Raw genomic sequence first — 270 nt, 5'->3', positions numbered from 1 at the left:
CTACGTGGGTGCCAACGACCCGATCGTGAAATCGATCGCGACCGTTGACGGCGCCGATGTCGACAAGTTCGAGAAACTGACCCTGGATAAAACCGAGGTCAAAACCACCGTCACCGATGAGCCAGGTACTCCGGGCAACCCAGGTACCCCAGGCGGTTCCAACGAAGGCGACCTGGTCAAGGTCACCATTACTGCCGACCAGACCTCGGTCGCAGAGAACGTCAAACCGACGTTCACCGTGCACGTGAACCAGCCGCTGGATCACGACCT

At 59.3% G+C, this 270-nt stretch carries 1 protein-coding gene; it reads left to right on the top strand.

From position 1 onward, the window contains the following. Nucleotides 1–25 precede the first annotated feature (25 nt). Nucleotides 26–270: hypothetical protein (locus tag ACNFBR_RS29310; RefSeq protein ID WP_416737886.1), on the top strand; the 245-nt coding region annotated here is incomplete at its 3' end.

This window comes from Pseudomonas sp. NY11955, assembly GCF_048068035.1.
Lineage (GTDB): Bacteria > Pseudomonadota > Gammaproteobacteria > Pseudomonadales > Pseudomonadaceae > Aquipseudomonas.
Note: the sequence above shows the minus strand (reverse complement) of the source record. Positions and strands in the feature narration are given on the sequence as shown.